At 71.2% G+C, this 2,047-nt stretch carries 2 protein-coding genes; one reads left to right on the top strand and one right to left on the bottom strand.

What is annotated here, in order from left to right; genetic code table 11:
- Window positions 1–426: SpoVR family protein (locus tag EQG76_RS28780; protein WP_200841213.1), on the top strand; the 426-nt coding region annotated here is incomplete at its 5' end.
- On the opposite strand, the gene EQG76_RS28775 is transcribed toward EQG76_RS28780, so the two are convergent.
- On the bottom strand, window positions 427–1,932 hold the full coding sequence (locus EQG76_RS28775) for a M48 family metalloprotease (RefSeq protein ID WP_159718621.1): 1,506 nt from the start codon (window positions 1,930–1,932) through the stop codon (window positions 427–429).
- Window positions 1,933–2,047 lie beyond the last annotated feature (115 nt).

Here is a 2,047-nt window from a genome sequence, read left to right as displayed (position 1 = left end):
GGGCGCAAGAAGATGTTCGAGGTCCGCGAGAGCGACCGGGACACCTCGTTCCTGCGCCGCTTCCTCGACGCCGAGACCATGCGCGAGATCGACATGTTCTCCTACGCCCAGCGTGGCGAGCACTACGTGGTCGACGAGGTGGCCGAGGAGGGCTGGGAGGACATCAAGGCTAAGCTGATCCGCCAGACCGGCACCGCCTCGATGCCGACCATCAAGATCCACGACGCCGACTATGGCGGGGCGCGCGGCCTCTATCTGGTCCACGAGCACGAGGGGCGCGACCTGGAGGTGACCCACGCCGAGAAGACGCTGGGGCACCTGCGCCATTTGTGGGGCGGCAAGGTCTGGCTGCGCTGCATCCTGCGCGGCAAGCCGACCCTCCTATGCTCCGGGCCCGACGGATTCGACGCCAAGCTGATCAACTGATCACCCGGTCCCGCCCCCTGCCTCGGCCACGGGCGTGCCGCCGGTGGCCGGGACGATCAGCTTGATCGTACGGCCAGCTTCCGGCTGGCCGCCCTCCAGCGGCAGGCCGTTGATCAGGCGGACATCGGCCAGCAGGTCGGGGCTGGCACCGGGCATGAGCGTCTCCAGTCGCTCGCCCGGCCGCACCTCGTGGACCCGGATCATCTGCCCGGGATAGCGTGCCGCCTCGGCGGGCGACAGGAAGCGGAACGACTCCACTGCCGCTTGGTAGGCGCCGGCACTGCGCTGGTCGAGCTGCTGCGTCACAAACTGGAAGCGCCAGACCCGGTCTTCCCCCGCATCGATCGCCCCCACCAGCACCTGGCGGACCTGGTTGCCGATCCGGCCCACCGCCAGGCCAGTCGCCGCATCATGCCCATCCACCCGGCCTGGCCATACCGCCCGGGTCGCCCCCTGCCCCGGCCATTGCCGCTGCAGATAGCTCGCCACGTCCGCCGTCTGCCGCTGGTCCGCATCGAACACCATCACCGCACCGTCGGCCGAGCGGCCGATCACCCGGCTCGGCGAGTTGAAGAGGGTGAAGCCTTCCGGCGCGTCGAAGCGGAAACCCATGGCCGGTTGGACGAAGCTCCGGCCGATCACCAGGCCATGGGCCGGATCGCCGCCGTAGCGCATGCCGTCCACCGCGGCCAGATAGGCTGCACGGTTGCGCTGGCCCGGCCCGCCCGCCTGCGCCGCGGCGGCCTCCGCCGCGCGGGCGACCCGGTCGAGCGTGCGTGGATGGCTGGCATAGATGTTCTGCTCGGCCTCGGCCGAGCGGCCGGTCCGCCGTGCCTCCAGCTGCGCCTGGCCCTGCAGGCGGCCGAGGAAGCTCGCCATGGCCCGGGGGTCGTAGCCGGCCCGGGTCAGGTAGCGGATGCCCAGTTCGTCGGCCTCGAACTCCTGCTCGCGCGAATAGCTCATCACCCAGGCCGGGGCTGCGGCCTGGGCGAGCTGCGCGGCCGCCCTCGCCCCGGCCTCGCCGGCGAACAGGCCGCCCAGCAGCACGCCGAGCATGCCGGTGCCCTGCGCGGCCGCCGACTGGGTGTGCCGCTGCGCCGTGTGCCGGCCGGTGACGTGGCCGATTTCGTGGGCGATCACCCCGGCCAGCTCGGCCTCGTCGGCAGCCAGCGCCAGGAGCCCGCGGGTCACGTACACATAGCCGCCCGGCAGGGCGAAGGCATTGACCACCGGGCTGTTCAGCAGCGTGAAGGTGAACTGCTGCTCGGGCAGCTCGCTCACCGCCACCAGCCGTCGGCCGACTTCCGTGACATAGGCGGCGGCCCGATGGCCTTCATAGGCGTCGCCGAACTCGGCCAGGACCTTCGGATGCTCCTGCGCACCCAGGCGCAGCTCGTCCTGCTGGGACAGGGTCGTGTACTGCAGCTCGCCGGTCGCCGGGTTGCGGACTTGGGTACAGCCGGCCAGCGCGGCGCTGATCAGGAGCGAAAGGAGGATCCGCTTCATGGCATCGGCTCGAGTTCCAGTGGATGACGCAGCTCCAACATGGGGCCGCTGGCGAAGAACGGCCAGCCGCGTACCTCCATCTCCCGGCCCACCAGGCGAGCTGGGTCGCGCCCCG

It is taken from the genome of Geminicoccus flavidas (assembly GCF_009806515.1).
In the GTDB taxonomy this organism is placed as follows: domain Bacteria; phylum Pseudomonadota; class Alphaproteobacteria; order Geminicoccales; family Geminicoccaceae; genus Geminicoccus; species Geminicoccus flavidus.
This window is presented reverse-complemented; position numbering and strand designations above follow the sequence as displayed.